Raw genomic sequence first — 3,899 nt, forward strand, 5'->3', positions numbered from 1 at the left:
GTTGGGACCTTGTCCCTGTGAGAGTAGGACGTCGCCAAGCAACTTTAAGACGAGTCAGAATGACTCGTCTTTTTTGTGTTTAATGAAATAAGCGTGTAATTAATATCGGCTCTATGAGTACGTTTATCTAGTAAGAAATAGCTTTGTTTTAGCATACCTTCAGAAAAATAAGGCTGAGTTTTTTAGGCTCTTTAATTTTGAGCTTTAAAGTCTATTTGTTAACAAGAATATATACGAGGTATTGCCCTCTGTAGCCTACTCACACCCTCTGTTATTTCTTCAGTTGTTAAATGTCCATACCCTATAATAATTCGATTGTGATGTTTTCCTTTTTCAATGGCGTGGTCTTCCACAGGATATACCTTCACTCCGAGTTGTTGGGTTTTCTCAAGTAATTCTTGTGTGAATTGAACTTGATTGAATTCAAGAATCAGGTGTAATCCTGTAGAATAACCAAAAATATTGATTTTATTTGAGAATGCTGATTTTAATTGCTGGATAAGGAAGTCTCTTCGATTTTTATAGATTTTTTTCATCTTCATAATATGCCGTTCCAAATAACCTTCGGCAATAAATTTAGCAAGGACAAGCTGATTTAAAGAAGGTGTATGTAGATCGGAAAACCATTTTACCCTGCGACATTTTTCAATAAGATGTGAGGGAAGAACTAAGTATCCCATCCTAAGGGCCGGTGATAAAATTTTACTAAATGAACCTATATATATAACACGTTCGGGATCCAATCCCTGTAATGAACTTACAGGTGAACCTTCATATCGAAACTCACTGTCATAATCATCTTCAATAAGATAACAATTTGTTTTTCTTGAGTAGTTAATCAATTGAACCCGTCGTTGAATCGGTAACGTTCCACCTAAAGGAAACTGATGAGAAGGAGTAATGAAGATGAATTTTGGATTTTTATTTGCAGGCAGCAAAGATGTATCCATTCCATTATCATCAACCGGTATAGGAGAAAGTAAGGCTCCTGAATTTTTAAAAATTGTTTGAATGTCATTGGTGATGGGATCTTCTATTAGTACTTCGTCACCTTGTGATAAAAGTAACTTAGAAACAAGTGTTAAAGCTTGAGTTGCACCGGAAGTAATCACCAATTGTTCTGGATGACAAAAAACTCCTCTTGTTTTTAGTAAATAGCGTGATAAAACCTTTCTTAATTCGGGGCGCCCTTCGGGAATATCGTACCCAAATGTAGAAGGAGGTGTTTCATTCCATATAGTGTGGGATAACTTTGTCCATCCCTTACGTGGAAATAAGTCTAATGCTGGTATCCCTGAGCGGAAATTAATGATATTACTGTCTTTGTTTCTTTCTTCGCACCAAGATAAAGAATCAATTAGAGTTGATTTTTTACGTTGTTCTAAATATGTCCCTTCTGCAATGAATGTCCCGGCTCCTTGCTGAGTGACCAAAAAACCTTCGGAAAATAATTGATCATAAGCTTCTAAAATTACGTTCCTAGACACCCCTAACTCAGAAGATAATTCCCGTGTTGATGGTAGTTTTTCTCCGGATTGCAGCTCTCCGTTTAATATTCGTTCACGTATTTGGTGATAAACCTGTCGAATTAAACTTATATCTAACGATCGATCAATAGGTATCCAAAGCATATAAATGCTCCCTTCAGCAAAATTGGTACCATAAAAGTTTGGGTGAAATGGTACTAATACAAACCATTTTAGCATGCTATAGTTGGATCAAATAGTTCTAAAGGGGATGAAAATGTGATGACTAAACCAGAATTCCAAGTAGCTCAGGCATTTAAATCGATTGCACGAAATGAACATATAAAATCCTATGTACAACAATCTACTGAACTCTATGCGTTATTATTACAAGCTGCGAAACGCTTTGTCACCGGAGAAACGAGACATGAGGGGATTGGGACGGCAAAGGAACTAATTACAAAAGGTTATCATACTTCACTAGAATACATAGGGGAAAATACTCTAGATATAGAGGAATGTTATAAAGCTAAAAATGAGTTTTTGAATCTTATTGGGGACATGGGTGCTCTATCTATGAAACAAACAGTATCACTCGATTTATCGCATATTGGGTTATCTATAGATCCAGAAATATCTTATATTCATTTAATGGAGTTGGCAGAGAAGGCGAAAGTACATGGAACTACCCTTATGATAAGTATGGAAGAATCATCTAAAGCAGCGGACATTCTTTCCATTTATAAAAAGGTAACTGAGCAATATCATAATGTAGGGATAACAATACAGGCACATTTATATCGCTCAAACAATGATATTCAAGAACTCCTTCATTATCCAGGGAAAATAAGAGTTGTAAAAGGTGCCTATCAAGAAGTTCCGGATATTGCTATGCCTAGGTCAACTGATTTAAATCAACAGTATCTTCAAATTGTAGAACAACTAGTTGAACACAATCATCCTGTATCTATAGCTACACATGATGAAATTCTTATTACAGAGATGGAGCAACGTCAATATTTTAGTCAAACTAATGTAGAAATAGAAATGCTATATGGAATTCGTCCGGATATGTTAAGAGATTTGAAAAACAAAGGACATAACGCTAGAGTATATTTGACTTATGGGAAAGAGTGGTACTTGTATCTATGTCACCGGATAGCTGAACATCCAGAAAATTTATATCGTGCAGTGACAGATATGATACATTCACCTTCAGCAGAGCGGAGTAGGGAATATTGAATAGACATTTAATACTAAATGTAAAAATGATTTTGGCTGTGGCCTAAAAATAAGAGCCGGATTTTTCTTAGAGTAGAAATTCCGGCTCATTTTATATTGAAATTTTTTTAGTATATATTTGTGTTAAAGGCGGACAGCACCCCTGTAGGTATTGAGAGGATTAAGATTTATAATTGTGCAGCCGTCGTATACCTTGTTGTAGAATTGTTTTTGTATGGTTGTGTATTCTTAGGGGGGAGATAGAAACAACGGAAATTATGATTCTATATGTATTTCAAAAGGGGGATATATACTAGAAATGAAACTAAATGCTTTGTTAGTGAAATGATTCGCTCTTTTAGCAGTAAAACGTAAATATAGGTATGGGATTAATATCTATTAATGTTATATAAAAAGTGAAGTAATGAAAGGAACAAGCATTCTGTATATGTGTGTTCGGTACATTTGATAAATTGAGGTACGTATTTTTAATCCAGTATATGTGTTTAAATAGGAAATACTATTAATCAATTCGAACCTTGAGCATATCTTAAATGTTTATTAAGAGAATATAGCTGTATGGAAATAGATGATACTAAAGATGAAAGAGATATAAGGCTGATATTTCAGTGAAACAGGGATAGTTAATAAATATATTAGTGTGGTTCTATATATTTACGAGTAAACAGATAAGCAACCATTACTTCATATAAGGAGAACTTGGGAAGAGTAGTATATGAGTTTATTATGGATTTCTGTATCGTTGTCTGTTATAAGAATACGTATATCTTCAATCGTTTCTAATAGAGGGCGTGATAAACAAAGAGGTATTAATATTTATTAAAATAAGATTGTTAGTTTCGCTGGGGAAAAACTTCTGTACAAATTAAGTCTAAGGTTTAAAGTAACTTTAATATATTTGGGGAAAATATATTAAAGAGAAGTAGGCGGTAGCTCTTTAGTAATGAATCCTCAGAGAGACGTATCTAGCTAAAAAAGCATAAAAATATTAAATTGAATTTCTTTATAAAAAGGTGTTGACGATTATACTTTAGAGGTGTAATATAGAACAAGTCGCCGATGACATTAACGTCGCAAGCGACAAACGAAATGAAAAACTTAGTTGACATTAACTAACGAAGATGTTAACATAAGGAAGTCGCAAATGAGCGACCAAGTAGTTCTTTGAAAACTGAACGAAACAAACAACGT

General features: G+C 34.2%; 2 protein-coding genes. One reads left to right on the top strand and one right to left on the bottom strand.

Annotated elements, in window-relative coordinates; genetic code table 11:
- Positions 1 to 218: 218 nt before the first annotated feature.
- Complete coding sequence (locus tag ACQRBL_RS29695) at positions 219 to 1,631, bottom strand: PLP-dependent aminotransferase family protein (RefSeq protein ID WP_223618799.1); 1,413 nt, start codon at positions 1,629 to 1,631, stop codon at positions 219 to 221.
- Positions 1,632 to 1,748: 117 nt separating this feature from the next.
- On the opposite strand from ACQRBL_RS29695, the gene ACQRBL_RS29700 reads away from it, so the two are divergent.
- Positions 1,749 to 2,708, top strand: a complete 960-nt coding sequence (locus ACQRBL_RS29700) for a proline dehydrogenase family protein (protein WP_000165405.1) — start codon at positions 1,749 to 1,751, stop codon at positions 2,706 to 2,708.
- Positions 2,709 to 3,899: the final 1,191 nt, after the last annotated feature.

Source organism: Bacillus sp. AF62 (assembly GCF_050312695.1).
Taxonomy (GTDB): Bacteria; Bacillota; Bacilli; order Bacillales; family Bacillaceae_G; genus Bacillus_A; species Bacillus_A cereus.